The organism is Clostridium sp. (genome assembly GCF_036639235.1).
Lineage (GTDB): Bacteria > Bacillota > Clostridia > Clostridiales > Caloramatoraceae > Clostridium_AB.
This window is the reverse complement of the sequence record NZ_JAVWJB010000107.1, coordinates 1-1,828: the sequence shown is the minus strand read 5'-3', so window position 1 is coordinate 1,828 and position 1,828 is coordinate 1. Positions and strand designations below refer to the sequence as shown.

Here is a 1,828-nt window from a genome sequence, read left to right as displayed (position 1 = left end):
CCTGCATAACTTCTCTCAGATAATTTCTGATGAATTGTTTTGTTTGAAACCGTGCCAAGTGCAGAATTAACCCTATCTAAGTATGCCTTAAATGCAGGTAGGTTTTTAGGTCCCCTATAGTTCTTATCCATAGATGTTTCCATGTTAACAACATGTTCAGTTGTAACTATAACATTTTCACATTGAACTATTCTATTATTTAGCTTTCTCTTATCAGATGTATTGGTAACCCTATTTGTAAGATTCTTCGCATCTGCAAGATATTGTCTAAATGCAGGTAAGTTCTTGCTTCCAAGGTAGTTCTTGATAAACGAAGATTCTAAGTGGTTAAGCTTTGCATTTGCCTGTGAATAGTAACTACTAGCATAAACAGTTCCAGCAAAAATAACACTTAACATTATACATGTGGCTACAATGTATTTTCCCTTGCTTTTCAACTCTTTCCCTCCTTTAGTATAACTAAAGGGCCTATATTTCGTTTAGCTTAAGTGTAATGCCCTCTAGAGAATCAGTTTTGTAAGCAGTTGATAATGGTACAAACTTAGCTTGGTATGCACCAACTATAGCAGGTACCCTAACAACCTCACTATATACCTTAACATCATCCTTATAAATAGCAACTGGTAAATTCTCAACTAGCGGCTTTAATGTGTCTGGGTCTACTAATGTGCTTTCCGTTGAGTTTCTAATAATTAAATTAAAAGATAAGAATCCATCTACTAATTCAAGTGATGATAGATTAAAGTTAACCTCATTTTCCTTTAGTAAAGGTAATCTATTATTATAGTCAATTATCTCAATTGACTTCTCATCATTTACATCTTCAATTTCTCTAAATCCAACTGATGTTTCACTTTCATCTGCAAATGGTTTTTGAACCCAGAAGTTTACCTTAGCCTTAGTAAGGTCAACACTCTCTGGTAGATATGTTTTATCAAATAATAACTTCCACGGTCTTGCTGAATATGGCTGAAGTGTTCCAAGATCTTCTCCCTTGAAAACCTTTTTAAGAATTATCTTTCCATTTTCATCAACAACTATAAGACATGGGTTATCTAGATTAATTTCAAACTTAGTTGCGTTTCTAAGATATACACTAGCCTCATACCCCTCATCCACTGAGAATACATATGATGTGCTAATATTAAGATCTCCATCTTCAATATCATTAAAGGATCTAATCTCCTCCATATATACATCCCTAACAACCTTAGATGTTTTGATTTCCTCTGAAGGCTTTAAAGAAAGCTTCAGCTCTATTTTTTCATCCTTGTTTTCACCAAGGTACTTATTTTTAAGTTCTTCTACTTCTTGTTTCTTAGTATTTACTTTGTTAAAAAACATTATGACTCATCCCCCTAAAAAAATAGCTATCTCTAGTATCTTATTTAATTTATCTTTTGTAATTAAACCTAACATCTAGATTATATACTATTTTCCAACTTATTACTACAAATTACTGGGTTTTTTAGCCCTTTTATGGTGTTTTAGTCATATCTGGCTTAATTCTTAAAAGTATATCACTATTTATAACCTCTCCTAAATATGTTATAGTTGCTATTTTCATCTGAGCATCTATATAAAACTCAAGTTCATTTGGCTTTATCATTTTAAGGGTTGAATAAGCAAGCTTATATTGACCTGTGTTAAATAGGTCTACCCCCTTAATATAGTATTTATATTGAACCCTCATATCCTTAGCATACTCAATTCTATCCTTAAATACCTTTTCATAACCCTTTTCCCTAAGTCCAATTTCATATTCGTCAATTGCCTTTTGCATATTATTTTGAATAAGTAGAGCATCTCCCTTTTCTAGAATAGCATC

The 1,828-nt window shown here is 32.2% G+C and carries 3 protein-coding genes; all 3 read right to left on the bottom strand.

The genetic code is table 11. The features are described from left to right. The coding region (locus RR539_RS10850; protein ID WP_332500454.1) for a hypothetical protein at nt 1-437 on the bottom strand (437 nt) is incomplete at its 3' end. A gap of 31 nt (nt 438-468) precedes the next feature. Further along, entirely contained in the window at nt 469-1,344 is an 876-nt protein-coding gene (locus tag RR539_RS10845; protein WP_332473757.1) for an SLAP domain-containing protein, read from the bottom strand. Nucleotides 1,345-1,477: 133 nt separating this feature from the next. Further along, nucleotides 1,478-1,828 (bottom strand): hypothetical protein (locus RR539_RS10840; RefSeq protein ID WP_332500453.1); only part of this gene is annotated, 351 nt, incomplete at its 5' end.

Excerpts from the sequence above, each read along its gene's own strand:
- RR539_RS10845 (WP_332473757.1), bottom strand. The coding sequence starts at position 1,344 with ATGTTTTTTAACAAAGTAAATACTAAGAAACAAGAAGTAGAAGAACTT.